General features: G+C 63.5%; 1 protein-coding gene and 1 pseudogene. One reads left to right on the top strand and one right to left on the bottom strand.

The window, feature by feature from the left end:
- Nucleotides 1-425: 425 nt before the first annotated feature.
- Nucleotides 426-632, top strand: a pseudogene (locus tag ACE04F_RS11020) (DUF6124 family protein); the annotation flags it as partial.
- A gap of 220 nt (nucleotides 633-852) precedes the next feature.
- On the opposite strand, the gene pvdP reads toward ACE04F_RS11020, so the two are convergent.
- On the bottom strand, nucleotides 853-2,232 hold a 1,380-nt coding region (pvdP, locus tag ACE04F_RS11015), incomplete at its 5' end, for a pyoverdine maturation tyrosinase PvdP (protein ID WP_486106618.1).

The following is a 2,232-nucleotide window of genomic DNA, read 5'->3' as shown; positions in this document are numbered from 1 at the left end:
CGGGGGATTGGTGTGCTCACAAATTGTGTTCGGCTTTGGTTCTGTTTATCAGGCCATGTAAGCCGTCCGAGCGAGGCTACGTTGCCTTGCGTCATTGCCTACAACTACGCCAGAATCCGCCGGCTTGTGCGCCTGCCACTCTGTCGATAACTTGTACCTCGTCACTGCCCATCAGTGATCGGGTCTGCAAGCCCGGCGAAATACCAGGCGCATCGCCACAAGCCAATCGACATATCCGTGTCGCTTAATGGCGGCTGTGTGCGGGAGACCTTCGGGTCTGCCGGGTTCCTGGTTTCCCGGTCTTGCAGACCCGCGCATAGCTGCCACCCATCATCTGCAAGTGATGTTCTGGCAGCGCCTTGTTCATAACCAGGAGCTGCACAATGTTCAAAGCCACCCCCAATCCCCCCGAAGAATCCCCCAGCCCGTTATTCACCGTCGTACCAGACGCCGACATCGAATGCCTGCTCGCCAACCTCAGCGAAACCCTCGCCTCGGCGAATGCGATGGCCAGCGACCTTGCCTTCGCCCTGGAAGGCTCGCGACGGCATTTGGCGTTGGGGATCCAGCAGATGATCGAGCTCGGTGAGCTCCTGGCAAACCGCGCCCTGGACATTGCCGCGCCGCGCTAGCCACCTAAAGCCAAGTGAAACCCGTGGCGAGGGAGCTTGCTCCCGCTGGGCCGGTCCGACGCTTCGGGCGTAGCGGCCCCATTGGTCAGCACCTCGGTGCGTCAGATGTTTTGAGGCGACTGGTTTTAGGGCTGCTGCGCAGCCCAGCGGGAGCAAGCTCCCTCGCCACAAAAAGCACAAGCTCCCTCGCCACAAAGGCAGGTGTCGCACAAAGGAAAAGTCAAACCGGCTTGGACTTCAGGTTACGCGCGTACCACGGCCGTTGTGGCACGCGGCGCAACAGTCTGGAGAATTTGTCGTCATCGCTGCCAAAGGTGATGCGCAGCGCCAGTTTCATGGTTTCCGGGTCCATTTCCACCGAGCGGCCGACCTGCAGCCCCGGCGTGGTACTGCAGCCATGGGTGTCCGGGCCCAGCCAGGGGTCGGCGATTTCCACCCAGCGGCCCGGGGCGAACCAGGGTACGCCGTTGACTTGCAGCCGGCTGACTTCGCCCGGATGGAAACGCTCGTGGGCGCGGAACCAGTCTTCGAGGCGATCGTCGATCCAGCCGTGGAAGGCCCAGAACACCGGGCTCACGTGAGACGAAAACGGATCGCCCAGGAAATCGTTCTCCGCTTCGAACCAGCGCTGGGCGAAGTCCGCCTGATCACGGGCGAACGGCACCGGATGACCGTTGGACGGGTCCCTGGGCACCGAGGCCCAGCGCATGTGCAGCCAGTCATGCAGGCCCAGTTCCACCTCGGAACCGAACTGGCCCAAGGTCAGCTTCGACAGGTAGCGCGGATCGCGATAGCGCGACTCCCAGACCTGAAAATTGCTGTGGTAGGTCTCGGCGGTCTTGATGTCGCTGACCCATTGAGCGTACTGCTCATCGCCACGGGCCAGCCAGGTCGGCGGCAGCGCCGTGCCGTCGACGTTATCGAAATACCGGGCAAAGCCCTGGCGATCGCGTTCCAGCTCCGGTTGCGGCAAAGGAAAACGCGGCCACGACGGCAACGGCTGGAACGAACGCGCCGTGCCGAGCATGTGCCGGTGCATGAAAAAGAAATCCACCCCCGAGCCGTTGCGATCCTTGCGCGGCCCACGGGCGTCACGCTCGTTGTCTCGCGGCCCGGGCTGCCAGCCAAGGCCGCGCAGAGCGTTGCGTTTGTCTTCGTCGAGGGTGTGCCATTTGTCCCGCGAGGCGTGCCAGAGCTGGTGAAACAGCCGGTGCTCGGGCGACACCAGCCAGGCCAGGAGCTTCGGGCTTAGCGGTATGCGCTCCCTGGCTTCGGGAAAGCGTTGCTTGACGGCGATGAACTGGTTGTCGAGTTCCGGCTCGGCCAGCGGGCGGTCCAGGCGCAACACCCGGCCACTGAGGGTGGCGGTGCCGGCATTGCCGAAACCGGCCCAGACTTCATCCAGGGTCATGATGAACTCGTAGTCCGGCGCGGCATGTTCGCTGCCGCTCAGTCGCCAACTCAACTGCTTCGGGTCGCTGCCGGCCAGGTCGCCCAGGACGCGATAACGCGGTTCGTCCCCGGCACGCAGGCGTTCGGCGGTGTCCAGGCAACCCACCAGGCCGCGGCCTTTGTGGGCGATGTCGAGAAACACTTGCAG

This window comes from Pseudomonas sp. AGC41, assembly GCF_057334555.1.
Note: the sequence above shows the minus strand (reverse complement) of the source record. Positions and strands in the feature narration are given on the sequence as shown.